Annotated in this window: 11 protein-coding genes; 8 read left to right on the top strand and 3 right to left on the bottom strand. The window is 36.8% G+C overall.

Going from position 1 to position 14,878, the window contains the following annotated elements; translation table 11 throughout:
• Positions 1 to 68: 68 nt before the first annotated feature.
• The gene (locus JR347_RS02060; protein ID WP_205722401.1) at positions 69 to 2,048 is read right to left on the bottom strand and encodes an alpha-ketoacid dehydrogenase subunit alpha/beta; all 1,980 of its coding nucleotides are present in this window, start codon (positions 2,046 to 2,048) and stop codon (positions 69 to 71) included.
• Positions 2,049 to 2,127: 79 nt separating this feature from the next.
• Between JR347_RS02060 and JR347_RS02065 the strand changes: the two genes are divergently transcribed.
• Genes JR347_RS02065 through JR347_RS02100 form a run of 8 tightly spaced genes read left to right on the top strand, consistent with a single transcriptional unit; the run spans position 2,128 to position 12,784 of the window.
• The gene (locus tag JR347_RS02065; protein ID WP_205722402.1) at positions 2,128 to 3,378 is read left to right on the top strand and encodes a M16 family metallopeptidase; all 1,251 of its coding nucleotides are present in this window, start codon (positions 2,128 to 2,130) and stop codon (positions 3,376 to 3,378) included.
• A complete protein-coding gene (ispF, locus tag JR347_RS02070; protein ID WP_205722403.1) occupies positions 3,368 to 3,844 on the top strand; it encodes a 2-C-methyl-D-erythritol 2,4-cyclodiphosphate synthase in 477 nt (158 codons plus the stop codon). Before JR347_RS02065 ends, ispF begins: the two co-directional genes overlap by 11 nt.
• Entirely contained in the window at positions 3,841 to 4,527 is a 687-nt protein-coding gene (gene mnmD, locus JR347_RS02075) for a tRNA (5-methylaminomethyl-2-thiouridine)(34)-methyltransferase MnmD (protein ID WP_205722404.1), read from the top strand. The genes ispF and mnmD overlap by 4 nt, the downstream gene beginning before the upstream one ends.
• 60 nt (positions 4,528 to 4,587) lie before the next feature.
• Positions 4,588 to 7,272: a TonB-dependent receptor gene (locus tag JR347_RS02080; protein ID WP_205722405.1), complete on the top strand. Its 2,685-nt coding sequence runs from the start codon at positions 4,588 to 4,590 to the stop codon at positions 7,270 to 7,272.
• On the top strand, positions 7,272 to 8,324 hold the full coding sequence (locus JR347_RS02085) for a DUF4249 domain-containing protein (protein WP_205722406.1): 1,053 nt from the start codon (positions 7,272 to 7,274) through the stop codon (positions 8,322 to 8,324). Before JR347_RS02080 ends, JR347_RS02085 begins: the two co-directional genes overlap by 1 nt.
• Entirely contained in the window at positions 8,324 to 9,427 is a 1,104-nt protein-coding gene (locus tag JR347_RS02090) for a DUF4249 domain-containing protein (protein WP_205722407.1), read from the top strand. The genes JR347_RS02085 and JR347_RS02090 overlap by 1 nt, the downstream gene beginning before the upstream one ends.
• 2 nt (positions 9,428 to 9,429) lie before the next feature.
• Positions 9,430 to 10,524, top strand: a complete 1,095-nt coding sequence (locus JR347_RS02095) for a DUF4249 domain-containing protein (protein ID WP_205722408.1) — start codon at positions 9,430 to 9,432, stop codon at positions 10,522 to 10,524.
• 1 nt (position 10,525) lies between these two features.
• Positions 10,526 to 12,784 (top strand): hypothetical protein, encoded by a 2,259-nt coding sequence (locus JR347_RS02100; protein WP_205722409.1) that lies wholly within the window; start codon positions 10,526 to 10,528, stop codon positions 12,782 to 12,784.
• Here JR347_RS02100 and JR347_RS02105 read toward each other — a convergent pair.
• Entirely contained in the window at positions 12,753 to 13,310 is a 558-nt protein-coding gene (locus JR347_RS02105) for a 5-formyltetrahydrofolate cyclo-ligase (RefSeq protein WP_205722410.1), read from the bottom strand. The two genes, JR347_RS02100 and JR347_RS02105, sit on opposite strands and share 32 nt — an antisense overlap.
• Positions 13,300 to 14,865: a bacillithiol biosynthesis cysteine-adding enzyme BshC gene (gene bshC, locus JR347_RS02110; protein ID WP_205722411.1), complete on the bottom strand. Its 1,566-nt coding sequence runs from the start codon at positions 14,863 to 14,865 to the stop codon at positions 13,300 to 13,302. Before bshC ends, JR347_RS02105 begins: the two co-directional genes overlap by 11 nt.
• Positions 14,866 to 14,878 lie beyond the last annotated feature (13 nt).

A 14,878-nucleotide genomic window follows, 5' to 3' on the forward strand; every position in this document is an offset into this window, starting at 1 on the left:
GGTATTGAAAAGACAAAATAATATGCGTAAAAAATTGAGCTACATTAGCTTAGAACGCATCAAGTTAACTAAAATTCGACTAAATCTTTAATTTTTTGAGCTAACCTACCCTTGGGTAAAAAGTTTTGTTCCAATGGCGGAGAAAATGGTACCGCTGTGTCTAAGCTTGCTTCTCTTAAAATAGGCGCATCTAAATAGTTAAAACAGTGTTCACCAATCCAGGCAGAAATTTCTCCTCCAATTCCTCCGGTTAAACAGTCTTCATGTAAAATAAGAACGCGACCTGTTTTTTCAACAGTTTTTCTTACAGCGTCTTTGTCCCATGGCAACAATGATCTTAAGTCAAGAATATCAGCTGAAATTTCAGGGTTGTTTCCCATTATTTCTTTGGCCCAATGCACGCCCATGCCATAAGTGATTATTGAGATATCGGAACCTTCCTGCACCAAATTGGCCTTACCAATTTCAGTAGTATAATAATCGTCACAAACCTCATCAGTTAGAGAACGATAAAGCATTTTATGCTCAAAGTAAATTACTGGGTTAGGATCTTCTATTGCTGCGCATAGTAACCCTTTAGCATCTTTAGGGTTGGAAGGATATACCACCTTTAAACCTGGTGTATGAAAAAACCAAGCCTCGTTTGATTGGCTATGAAACGGCCCTGCCGCCACACCTGCCCCGGTGGGCATTCGAACCACAACATCAGCATTTTGCTGCCATCTGTAGTGAGATTTTGCGAGGTTGTTAACAATCTGATTGAAACCGCAAGTAACAAAATCAGCAAATTGCATTTCCACCAACGACTTTCTTTTCTTAATGGACATTCCCAAACCGATACCAATGATTGCCGATTCACATAGCGGGGTGTTTCTAATCCTTTCTCTACCGAATTTATCGACAAAGCCTTCAGTAATCTTAAATACCCCTCCATAATCAGCTACATCCTGACCCATGATGACCAGCTCTGGGTATTTTTCTAAACTTTGTTTTAATCCGTCTGAAATGGCATCTACATATCTTTTTTCTGAAAAATTACCGGACTCTTCTACTACCTTTTGCTCAAAGGGATAGTACATGTCGGTTATTTCCAGTTCTGTACTCGCCACCGGCAATTCTTCTGAATAAGCCTTATCTAATCCTGTATCAATGTCTTGCTGAATACCTGCTCTTAGTTTTTCAATATCTTTCTTTGTAAGAACCTTCTCCTTCAAAAGATATCGCTCATAATTTTCCAAAGGATCTTTCTTTGCCCAATGATCCATTAATTCTTTAGGAACGTATTTAGTGCCGGAAGCTTCTTCATGGCCGCGCATTCTAAAAGTCATGGCTTCAACAAGTACCGGCCCACCGCCATTTTTTCTTAATTTTTTTGAAAGCCTGTCAATTGTGTCATACACTTCCAGTACGTTGTTACCATCAATTTTAACAGCTTCAATACCGTATCCAGGTCCTTTATCTATGAAGTTTTTGAATTTGAATTGCTCAGAACTAGGCGTGGAAAGGCCGTAACCGTTATTTTCTACAACAAAGATTACTGGCAAATTCCACACAGCCGCCACGTTTAATGCTTCATGAAAGTCTCCTTCACTTGCACCACCATCTCCTGTAAACACCAATGTAGCTTTAGACTCCTTCCCAAGTTGATTTGCTAATGCTATACCATCGGCTACAGCCAGCTGAGGTCCCAAATGCGAAATCATGCCTACGATATTATAGTCATTCGTGCCGAAGTGAAAAGAACGATCTCTCCCTTTTGTAAATCCATGAATTTTACCTTGAAATTGAGCGAATAATCTATCGTAAGGCACATTTCTGGAAGTAAAAACCCCTAAATTCCTATGCATTGGAAGTATATATTCCTCATCCTTTAAAGCTTTTGTGGCGCCCACAGAAATCGCCTCTTGCCCTATTCCAGAAAACCACTTGCTAATTTTTCCTTGTCTTAAAAGAATCAGCATTTTCTCCTCAATCATTCTTGGCCGCAAAAGACCTTCATAGAGGTCCATGAGCAGTTTGTTGGAGTATTTCTTCCTATCGAAATTCATATCTTAAATTTTGCCGCAAAATTAAGGCATTGGTCTTGCCCTCAAAGTGAAGGGTTATATTTATTTTTGGACACCAAATATGATCAATTTCAAAGAATTTTGGCTAGATAATGGACTTCAGGTAATTGTGCATGAAGACCCCAGCGTTCAGATAGCCGTACTTAATTTACTTTACAAGGTTGGTTCCAGAGATGAAGACCCAACAAAAACAGGGTTCGCCCACTTATTTGAGCACCTTATGTTTGGTGGATCAATTAATGTAGAAAATTTTGATAGTGAGCTACAAAAAGTTGGTGGCGATAACAACGCATTCACCAGTCCTGATATCACAAACTATTATATAACTGTACCACACCAAAATATAGAAAGTGCTTTTTGGTTAGAATCCGATCGCATGCTTGGCCTTCCATTTAGTGATAAGGTACTGGAAGTGCAGAGAAGTGTGGTTATTGAAGAGTTTAAACAGCGGTATCTAAACCAGCCTTATGGCGATTTATGGCTTAAAATGAGGCCTTTGGCGTATCGCAAGCACCCTTACAGGTGGGCAACAATAGGTAAGGAAATCAGCCATATTGAAGAAGCTACTCAAGATGATGTGAAAGCTTTCTATAATAAATATTACAGTCCCAATAATGCGGTGCTTGTAGTGGCTGGTAATGTTACATTTGATCAAGTTAAGGAGTTATCAGAAAAGTGGTTTGGGGATATTCCTAGCAGTGAGTCGATTGAAAGAAATTACAACAGAGAATCGAAGCAAAATCAAAAGCGAGAGTTGGTGGTTACCGCTGATGTGCCCACCGATATGTTAACGATGGCCTTTCATATGCCAGCTCGTTTTGATCATAACTATCATGCTTCAGATCTGGCAAGTGATATTTTAGGTAGAGAAAAATCATCACGTTTATACAATGCTTTAGTTAGAGATAATGAAATATTTAAAAGTATTGGAGCTTATGTCATGGGCTCTCTAGACCCCGGATTGTTGGTTATAAGTGGAAAGTTAGCCGAAGGTGTTTCAACTGAAACAGGGGAAAGTGAAGTATGGAAAGTAATTAACTCACTAAAAAATAACGGCATGGATCATGAAGAACTCAATAAAGTTAAAAATCAGGCAGAGTCAACTTTAGCATTTGGCGAAGTGGAATTATTGAATAGAGCCATGAACCTGGCTTACTCAGCCCTTTCAGGAGACACCAATTATTGTAATAAAGAAATCGAAAGAATCAGGGCAGTAGAGGAATCTGACATCATGGAAATGGTGAATGATATTCTGCATGAAAAGAATTGTTCTGTACTACACTATAAATCAACAACTGCAAATGAAAATTAGAACGGGACTTGGGTACGATGTACACCAATTGGTTGATGGCAAGGACTTCTGGTTGGGCGGCATTAAAATTGAGCACACTAAGGGCGCAGTTGGCCATTCAGATGCCGATGTTTTAATTCACGTAATTTGTGATGCTTTATTAGGTGCAGCCAACATGCGCGATATTGGATACCATTTTGCAGATACTGATCCAGCCTTTAAAGGCATTGACAGCAAAATTCTTCTGAGAGATGTAATGAAGCTGATTAGAACTAAGGGTTGGGAAATAGGAAATATCGATAGTACCATTTGTTTGCAAAGGCCTAAAATAAATCCTTACATCCCCGAAATGAAAAAATGCTTGGCGGAAGTAATGGGCATTGATGAAGAAGATGTTTCAATTAAGGCAACTACTACTGAAAAACTCGGTTTCGTTGGTAAAGAAGAGGGAGTTGCAGCTTTTGCAACAGTACTGATCACTAAATGAGTAATGATCATCTAAAAATAATTACCACTGAAGATGGATCGCATTCTTTGTACAACAAAGAATTAAATGAGACATACCATTCATTTCATGGTGCACTGCAAGAATCTCGTCACGTTTTCATTGAAAATGGCTTACGATTCTGGCACTCTGAAAATTCTCAAGTCAAGAAAGTCAAGATTTTTGAGCTAGGATTTGGCACAGGTTTAAATGCACTTTTATCTCTCGAATATGGGATCAAAAATAATATTGAGATCGAATTTATGTCGATTGAAGCATACCCATTGGACAAGGAGCAGTATGAAATACTCAACTATTCTAATTTAGTTGCTGACGGTTCACTGACTGATTTTTTCAATGATATGCATGAGATACCGTGGAACTCGCAAGTTCCTATACACGAAAAGTTTCTTCTAGAGAAAATACATGATAAAATCGAGTTGATTGACTTAAGAAATCAGAAGTTTGATATAGTTTTTTACGATGCATTTGCACCCAGCAAACAACCGCAATTATGGGAAATACCCCAAATTGAGAAAGTAGTTAATTCTTTGAAGAAGGGTGGTGTATTCGTCACCTATTGTGCTCAGGGTCAGCTTAAAAGAAACCTCAAATCATTAGGCCTTGAAGTTAATACTTTGCCCGGTCCTCCCGGCAAAAAGGAGATGGTGATGGCCATTAAGTAGGTAATATCCCACAGTTTACGTGATTCAGCATATTGCAATAAAGGGCTACATTTGATTTCTATGCGAGGAATCATTACAGGCATCGCTTTATTATTTTTAGTGGGCACAGCCAAAAGTCAGAATGTAGATTTTCGAGTTCCAGAACACAAGATAGGTGTTTCACTTACAGAATTCTTAAATGAAATTGAGGAAAAAGAATATGTAAAATTCTTCTTCCTACCAGAATGGACTGCCCAAATTACAGTGACTACCAGTTATAAAGATCAGCCAATTGCTACTGCCCTTCAAAGTATATTAGCGGGTAGGTCGATTAATATAGAGTATATTTACGATTATGGTATTGCATTAATCAAAGATCCTACTGCCGATATCATTCGACAAGAAATTTTAGATAACCTAGATGGTGATTTAACAAGATATACCATTGGAGACTCAGCCAATGCCAATTGGGGTAGCAGCGTTCGCATTAGAGGTATTATAAAAGATGAAAAATTTAATGAACCCCTCGTAGGAGTAACTATTTACGCTAACGAAGTGCAAAAAGGAACGGCAACTGGGGCAGACGGAAGTTACTCTTTAAGCCTACCAGTTGGTAAACACATCATCACTTATGCCGGACTAAATTATCAAGATATGAATATCGCTTTTTCGATTTATGAGTCGGGAAAGTACGATGTGATTATGGAAGAAAAACCCATCACACTTGATGAAATTGTAGTGAAAGACAATGCAGAAAAGGAAAATTTTGAAAGTGCAGTAGTAGGTAGAACGCGTATAACAGCTGCAGAATTGCAGACGATCCCAGCCTTCTTAGGCGAAATAGATGTTATTAAAAGTATTCAGCTTCTTCCTGGAGTTAATAGCGTGGGAGAAGGAAGTGCAGGTTTTAATGTGCGGGGAGGTAGTGTTGATCAAAACTTAATATTATTGGATGAAGGCATCATATTCAACCCTAACCATCTATTCGGTTTTTTCTCGGCTTTTCACCCTGACGCTTTAAAAGAAGTGACGTTTTATAGAGGCGCGATTCCAGCGCAATATGGCGGCAGAATCTCTTCTGTATTAGATGTTAGACAAAAAGATGGCGACAGGAATGAGTTTCATGGAACAGGCGGTTTGGGTATTGTTACCAGCCGATTGATGGTGGAAGGCCCAATAGCTAAAGACAAGGTGAGCTTTCTGTTTGCAGGTAGAACATCATACTCAGACTGGCTGCTAAAACAAGTTAAGAATGATGATGTAAGAAACAGCGAAGCTTTCTTTTACGATGTAACCGGCAAAGTAACGGCCTATATTAATAAAAAGAATAAGATAGCAGCAAGCTACTATTTAAGTAATGATAAGTTCAAGTTTTCAAATGACACGGCCTATTATTGGCAAAACCATAGTGCATCAATCACTCATGAAAGTTATGTAAACCAAAAACTCTCACTATTTAACAACTTTTCTGTTGGCAACTACAATTATGAGGTTAGAGATGAAGATATAGACGAGTCATTTTCTTGGAAATATAGTATCGACAATTTTCAATTCAAGTCATACCTGAACTATGCACTTGAAAAGCATCTTTTAACGGCTGGCGTTGATGTAAAAGGTTATGATTTTGCTAGAGGTGACCTTAAGCCACTATCAAGCTCATCCAATGTACGGAATATTGAGTTGAACAATGATAGATCGCTGGAAGCCGGAATCTTTATTAGTGACGAGATGCAGGTTGGAAATAACCTTATTATTACGCCAGGCTTAAGGTATTCTTTCTATCGACTATTTGGCGATCATCAATTGTTTAAATACAACCCTGAACTACCTAAGGATGATTTCGAGATAATAGATACTGTTAACTATGATAATGGAGAAGTGGCTGCCAGTTATTCTGGGCTGGAGCCTCGCTTGTCTGCAAAATATAGCCTGGATGCTAATAACTTTATCAAGGCAGGATTTAGCAGGTCTTATCAATACATTCACTTATTGTCCAATACAACGGCCATTACCCCGATTGATTCCTGGGTGCCTAGTTCAGAATATATCAAACCACAGATAGGTAATCAATATTCTATTGGTTATTTCAAAAGAATGCCTGTGAAAAAGCTTACTGCTTCGGTAGAGGTATTTTACAAACAAATTGATAATGTGCCTGAATATAAAGATGGCGCCCAGTTAGCATTAAAACAGAATATTGAAACCGAATTAGTAAATAGTGAAGCCGATATAAGGGGGCTTGAATTTTCTATTCAAAAAGATGGCCGATTGTCGGGAGAATTTAATTACACCTACACTTCTTCGAGAAGAAGGACTTCCTCGCAGTTTGAGAGCTTGCAAGTGAATAACAACGAGTTTTTTCCTGCGAACTACGACCAGCCGCATAATATCAAAATCAATGCTAATTATGACATTTCAAGAAGGCACGTACTTTCTTTTAATTTCAACCTGGCTTCTGGAAGACCAATTACTGCACCAGTAGAACGATTTGAAATAGATGGTGTTTTGGTGGCTAATTACACCGAAAGGAATCAGTACAGAATACCGACTTATCACAGGTTGGATGTGTCGTTATTGATTAGGACTAATCACAAAAAGGATAAAAAGTGGGAAGGTAGCTGGTCGTTTACGATTTACAATGTGTACTCCAGAAGAAACGCATATTCCGTTTTCTTTCAGGAAAGTGAGAGTGGTAGGCCAACCGCCTATAAACTTTCTGTTTTGGGATCAGCCTTTCCTTCTATCACCTATAATTTTAAGTTTTAATGAAGAGCTTAGTCAACATATCATTATGTTTTGTGATCCTTTGTGGATGCATTGATCCAATTAATTTTGAAATTGATTCGAATAACGATGGCAACATAGTTATAGATGCACTCATAACAGATAGGGAAGGGACTAGCCGAGTTATTGTGTCTAAATCAATTGCCTATTCTGACAATTCTTCTAATCCATCTATTAACAAAGTAAGAAATGCACAAGTTATTTTGAATGCAGGTGCCGATCAAATTATTTTTAGTGAAAATGGATTAGGCACATACATCCCTCCATCAGATTTCAAAGCTATTGAAGGTATAGATTACAAGTTGGTAATTGAGTTAAGTGAAGGCGAGAAACTTGAAAGTACTGTACAGAGGTTAGTGAAGAATGCCGGTATTGATATAGTGAATAAAGAATATAATTTTAGATCAACGCTAAGTAAAAATAATGTTGAGGTTAGTAAGGGTGGTGTTGAACTATTTCTCGACACCGATATTTTAGAAGAAGATAATAAGTATTATAGATGGCAGTTTACTGGAACTTATCAAATTGAAACTAAGCCTTATCTGTCTGTAGTTCCACCCCCTCCTCCTTGTGGTACTGCACCACCGCCAGATTGTACATGTTGTATATGTTGGGTAATAGAGCATGAGAATCTAATTATATCAGACCCTAATTTCATTAGCGGTAAGATTAAAAATGTTCCTATTGCATTCATAGAAAATTCTGAAGGAAGATTTCAAGAAAAATATCATTTCAATATTGATCAATTTTCCATAACTCAGGAAGAGCACGAATTTTGGAAGCGAATTAAAAATCAAAAAGAACAGAACTCGATTTTTGCTCAACAAGTTGGTGAGATCCCTTCTAACATCCATACGGTCGACAAAGAAAATAGTGCAGTTAGAGGATATTTTAGTGTATCATCAATTGTATCTGCAAGTGGTTATCTTACACGGGAAGATGTTCCTGAAAGAGTTTCGGTCTTACCTGAATTAATAGGAACTTGCCTGGGATTTGAAGGTGCCACCAATATTAAACCACCATATTGGGAATAATGGGGAAAATATTTAGACTTATATTTATAATACTATCTAGTTTTTGGGCATTTCAGAGCTGTATTGATCCAATAAATGTTGATGTAGAATCAACCGAAAGTAATTTAGTCGTTGACGCATTAATAACTGACCAAGAAGGGCCATACAACGTCAAATTATCTTATTCAACTGGTTATTTCGATAATGAAAACACAAAGGCGGTAATTGGTGCAGATTTAAATATTGTTACTAATGATGGGTCAATCATTCAGCTATCTGAATCATCATCTGGCAACTATCTTACCCCAGAGTCATTCCAGGGGAAAATAGGTTCTAGTTACATACTCAACATTACCCTCGCTGACGGTCGATCTTATAAATCAACCCAAGAGACAATACAACCCAATGCTGGTATTGATACATTATTATTTAATTATGAGGTTAGAAGCGGCTTAAACGATAAAAATATTGAGATCGAATTCGATGGCATAAATCTTTTTATAACAACAAGGGAAATTGATGAAAATCGATTTTATCGTTGGAGATATGAATCAATTTATGAGATTCGTACCAATCCAGAACTTCGTGAGAAGAAAGTTGATGGAGGATCGGTTCCTGATCCGCCATTATGCAGTGGATATATTGTTGATAATTCTACTGGACAAGTTGTCTTGGTTGGCCCCTGTACATGCTGTCAATGTTGGGTTAAGAATTTCTCACAAAAGGTTAAAGTTTCTGATCCTAATTTTATAAGCGGTCAGATTAAAAATTACAATATTGATTTTCTGAAAGATGAAAGAGGAATATTTAATTACAAATACTTTATTGAAATTGAACAATTATCTCTTACGAAGGGAGCACATGAATTTTGGTCACAAATTGAACAGCAACAAAATCAGGGGTCACTATTTGACCAACCAACGGGTAGAATTAAATCAAATATAGAATCTCTAAATGATCCAGATGAAATTGTACTTGGATACTTTGGTGTTTCATCGATAAAAAAGAAATCTGGATTTATAACACCGCAGCTATTTCCCATTCGCACTAGTCCACCTGATAGCGTCCTGGATGACTGCACAAAAGTAATTGGATCAAGTAATGAAAGGCCTCCATTCTGGTAAGTATGAAAAATTCTGTTCAAATAGCGTCCTTAATATTATTTATGCTTTTAGGCTGTATAGACCCTGTTAATGTTGATGTTGAATCTGAAGCGGGTAATTTGGTTGTAGATGCCTTAATAACAGATGAGGAAGGGCCATATAGTGTTAAACTGTTTTACTCTACAGGATATTTTGACAATAGTAGAAGTAAACCTGCGTCAAGTGCAGATGTGTTTATATTATCTGGAAATGGTTCAATTATTCAATTAAACGAATCGTCAGCAGGCCTTTATACTACACCTACTTCGTTTAAAGGCCAAGTAGGTACTTCTTATGTTTTGAATATTACTCTTTCTAACGGTAAATCATACCGATCTTTACCAGAAACCCTTACAACTAATGCGGGTATAGATACATTGGCTTTTAGTTATGAAGTGAAAAATGAAGTAAGTAAAGAAAATGTAGTTACTGATTATGATGGCATCAATGTTTTATTAACCACTGGTGATGTATCTGAAAGTCCATTTTATAGATGGAGGTACTCAGCCATTTATGAAATATTAACATTCCCAGAACAAAAAACAAAAAAAGTTGAACTGCAGACCATCCCAGACCCACCGGCTTGTAGCGGTTATGTTTATGATGCACTAACCGAAACACTAGAACAAATAGCACCTTGTACTTGTTGCAAATGCTGGGTTGATGAATATTCTCAGAAAGTTATAGTATCCAAGCCCGAATTTATTTCGGGACAAATACAAAATTTTAATATTGGTTTCATAAGAGACGAAAAAGGACGCTTTGGGTTCAAATATTTTATTGAGGTTGAGCAATTGTCCTTATCGAAAGGTGCACATCAATTTTGGTCACAAGTGGAACAACAGCAAAACCAAGGATCTTTATTCGATCAACCAACTGGTAGAATTAAATCCAATATCCAATCAATAGATGATCCTGATGAAATTGTGCTTGGTTATTTTAGTGCTTCTTCAGTTAAAAAAGTCTCTGGATTTGTTACTTCAGAGTTGTTCCCAATAAATGTTTCAACAGGTGACATTATTCAGGATGACTGCACTAAAGTTTCAAACTCAACAAACGAAAGACCCCCATTCTGGTAATATGAAAAAACTTTTATCCATATTATTGGTCATAGCGACCAACTTTGCTCTAGCTCAAACCCCTGCCTCAAAAATTACTTTTGATGTTGATAAGCCTTTCTATTTTAATAGCCAGGAAATACAAATAAGTTATCAACTATTGGATTATGAGAATAAACCTTCTCAATCTAATGAATTGGTTTATATCCTTCTGAAGAATAAGTTTAACGATGTTGTTGAACTACAAAAGAATTTTGCAAGCAAAGGACAGGGTTCCTCAAAAATAACTCTTACCAAGAGCATGGCATCAGGCTATTACGAGCTGATTGTTTATACCAATTACCTATTAGGCCTAGGCGAAAGCCAACTAAATAGACAACGCATATTGATATATGATACCGAAGAGAGCTTTACAATTAAGGATACAAAAAAATTAAGCCATATTAATTTCTATCCTGAGGGTGGTCAACTAATAGATAATATTCCTACCAGACTGGCTTATTCATACGAACATAATTGCTCTCAAACATCGGCAAAAGTTGTTGATGATAAGGAAAAGACTATTGCAGAACTAGAGTTAACTAAGAAGTCTGGTTATGGCAGTGTTTTCCTTAAACCAGAAAGTAGTAGGGCCTATAAAATTAGTCACTTTTGTGACTCGTCTAACAATATCAAGAGTACCTTTCCTAAGGTAGTTAGTGAAGGTCTTTCGCTGAGAGTTGATGATCGACAAGATTATTATCTGTTGATTTTACAAAGCAATGGAAGTGTTTATCATAATGACAGCTTAATAATTAGACCTTATTCTCAAAATAACATCGTATATGAATCTAAAGCACTCTATAAAAGAAAAGGATTAGCCATTAGAATTGAAAAGAATCAGTTGCCATCAAGCCTTCTTTCCTTTAATATCTTGCATAATGAGAATATAATTGCAAGTAGGTCTGTTTTCAATAATGTCAATTTAAAAAATGAACAAATTTTAATTGATAGCGTATTACAAACTTCTTCAGGTGACGAATTAGTTTTCAATACTAACAGAGATATTCAGCATTTAAATGCCAAAATTATTCCTTCGAATTGGGTTTCAAATAATAAGGATCTCTATTACCTCAGTAATCTTCCTGTAACATTATTCTCAAGCCCGGATGATATTAGGCAACGCCTTGATGACTATGCCATAAGCATTTCTGAGTCAACCACTATCAAAGCTTCAGAGAACGCTAGCAGAACAAAAGAGAACTATTTATACCTACGAGGCAACTTAAAAGATATTAAGCCACTGCCCGACTCATCACAGCTATATTTATTTATTCCTGGAGTAAATGTTGTTTATCAGGCTAACTTGGATAGTTCAGGTTACTTCGAATTTCCATTGCTAGTTGAGTTTTATGGAAAGCAGAAAATTCCATTTTACGCTTATTCCGAAGACCACAAATTTACCAACCCCGAAGTTAAAGTAGAAGAAGTAATTCCATCCATATCACTCAATCTGACTGAAGAGTTACCCTGGACTGAGGCACATGATGCTGAGCGCAAAAACATTGCACAGAACAATTCAATTCAGAAAGTATATAAGTTCTATCAACCTGAGGAAACTACAGATGAAAAAACATTGGAGTTTAACATTAAAGAATTAGTGAGAGACCCTGATTCTGATTATGATATGACCAGATATAAGGTATTCCCTACGATGACCGATGTTATTAAAGAGGTTTTAAATGGACTCATGCTCCGCAAGAAAAAAGGGCAATATACGCTAAGAATGTTCTCTGAAGACCAGTTAAGAGTGTACAAAGAAGCACCTTTCGTTTTCATTAACAACCGACCCACCAAAGATATTGATGAGATATTGGCCATTAACCCTGCTGATATTCAAAGAATTCAAATATTTAACAGACAACAAAAGCTCGTTAACCTGGGGCCTTTCGGAGATGGTGGATTAGTGGTTGTAACTCTGAAAGAATCGGCAGGATCAAATGAAATCGCACAAAGTGGCAACTACTTTGAGGCTACCGGTGTGACCAAACCAGCAAGTAATCCCATCAAAAACAATGAGCATAATCCCAACCTGCCTGATATGAGGTCAGTTTTACTTTGGGAAAGTAACTTGTCTTTCCCCGATGGTAAAGTTAGAATTCCGTTTAGAACATCCGATAGACCAGGAAACTACACCATTTTTATCAAATATATGGATGGCAATGGCCAATTAGGATTTGGAATAAAAGAGTTTAAAACGGTTTTTAATCCTAAGAAATTATCCTCTGCTCGTAAGGAGTAATTACCTTATCCAACTCGACATCTGTTGCCTCTGAATAATCGATTTTGTCTAACAAAGGCTGGAGAGATACTCCTACTTTAAGTGCTTCAATCTTTGCCAAAAATCGATCGTAATAACCTTTACCGTAGCCAATTCGATGTCCTAACTTATCGGCTATAATTAAGGGGACAATAACGAGGTCAATATCTTTTGGATCAACCTCTATACCTTCCTGAGGCTCCATTATTCCCCATTTATTTTGAAGCATCTTAGTTTCTGAATTAAAAATAAAATGCTTCAGTTCACCATTACTTTCTGTTTTTGGAATAACAAATTTACTTGAAGGAAATTGATCAATAACGGATGTTAAATCAATTTCTCTTTTGCTTTTAATTGGTAAGAAGAAGTGAATTATTAAGGGGTTAACTTCGGCAATAAGAGCCAAAACTTTGTTTAAAATAAGTTCGTTTCTCCTGCCATACTCTTCTTCTGTAAGTGTTAAACGTTTGGCTAAGTATACTTCTCTTAAAACCTGCTTACTGGCCATTTGAAAGTATATAAAACTTGAATTCGAATGGTTCAAATTCTGCTATGAGTTGTTCTACAAATTGCGAGTTCAATAAATAGAAATTCAAAAAATTATCTCTTCTCTCCTGTAGTGAGTCATTGGTAAAAAGAACTTCCAATATTGAATCTATCTGTGCTATTTTTTCAGATTGCTTACGTTTCTCTGCGCGGATAAACTTCTTTTCAATTGTGTCAAGCTTACTCTTAGCAATGGTACTTTGTGCATCAACGTGATCCACTAACGTTTGATCAATGGAGGCTGCTTGCTCCTTAATCTTATTGAATAAATTCATAAGCTCGTCCTTCTGCCCATTTAATAATACCTTTTCAGAAGTGTTGGACAAAGTAACTTGCTTGTGCAATTCATGCTTTGGCTTGAATAAATCAGCATAGTTTAAACCTGTTTTTCCCACTTTTTCATTAATGTGGTTAGGCAAAATTGCAGCAAAGTTTCTTGGCATTAAAATAGGAAATGAGGTCTTATAATGGTCAAACATATCCTTTAATTGAAACCAATAAACTACCTCTGCAGGGCCACCTATATAGGCCAGGTTTGGTAAAACCACCTCCTGATACAATGGCCTTAAAACAACGTTTGGGCTAAACTTTTCAGGAGTCTCATCTATAATCTTGAGTATCTCTTCCTCTGAAAAACTCAAATCAGTATTGAGCACATGATAGTCTCTTGCGTCATTCTTCTCTATACGCTCTCTTACCCCTTTGTCTAAATAAAATAAATTAATGTCACGGGCATATATCTGTGTTTTATAACCTAATTCATCAATTTTAGCGGATGTATCTGCCACCAATTTTCCTGCAGAGTGATTAATCAAGTCATCTTTTACAATATCAGTGAATAGTGATTTTAACTTTTTAGAATTTCCATCAATTACAACCAATCCCTCATCACCAAACAGCTCGTGCACATACCACCTTACAGCCTCTGCCAGAGTTTTACCTTTCGAATAAGCTTCTTTAAAAAACTCAGGTATACCCGGAATTGACTTGCTCAATTCTTTTAGCCCGGACACTTCAAACTCGCCAACAGCACCGGACTGCTCAGTCTCCCAAACATATTTTTTATTGTTCAGCCAGAAATACTTAATCTCATCATAGTCATGATCTTCAGAAGCCATCCAATAAACAGGCACAAAGTCGTATTCAGGATATTCAGATTTAAGTTGTTTACAGGTTTTAATGACAGAGACTATCTTATAAATGAAATAAAGTGGCCCAGTAAAAATGTTTAGCTGGTGGCCCGTGGTGATCGTAAATGTTTTTTCGGAAGCTAGTTTTTGAAGGGAAGTATTAACCGCTTTCTTAGAAGAAATGCCTTGATATTGATCAGATAGAGTACTACAGAGAATCTTTCTGTTTTCAGCGCTAAACTTCTTATCCGCAATCTGTTCTTTAAAGGAAGCTATCTCAGGATAGCGTTTGTAGAACTCCTTTAATCTTTCAGAGCCATTTAGATAGTCTAAAAATAAATCTGAAAATCGATTGGTTTCACTAAGTTCTACAGTTGCTAATTTCATTTAAGCCAATTTT

It is taken from the genome of Fulvivirga lutea (genome assembly GCF_017068455.1).
GTDB lineage: Bacteria > Bacteroidota > Bacteroidia > Cytophagales > Cyclobacteriaceae > Fulvivirga > Fulvivirga lutea.